Below are 223 nucleotides of genomic sequence, written 5' to 3' on the forward strand. Positions count from 1 at the left end.
GCCTTCGGGAACGCTGAGACAGGTGCTGCATGGCTGTCGTCAGCTCGTGTTGTGAAATGTTGGGTTAAGTCCCGCAACGAGCGCAACCCTTATCCTTTGTTGCCAGCGATTCGGTCGGGAACTCAAAGGAGACTGCCGGTGATAAACCGGAGGAAGGTGGGGATGACGTCAAGTCATCATGGCCCTTACGAGTAGGGCTACACACGTGCTACAATGGCGCATA

1 rRNA gene is annotated in these 223 nt (G+C 55.2%); it reads left to right on the forward strand.

Annotation, left to right across the window (positions count from 1 at the left end):
- Nucleotides 1–223: ribosomal RNA gene (locus tag WFO64_RS22440) — 16S ribosomal RNA — on the forward strand; the annotation flags it as partial.

Origin of the sequence: Pantoea sp. AS142, from assembly GCF_037152305.1 — a bacterium.
GTDB lineage: Bacteria > Pseudomonadota > Gammaproteobacteria > Enterobacterales > Enterobacteriaceae > Pantoea.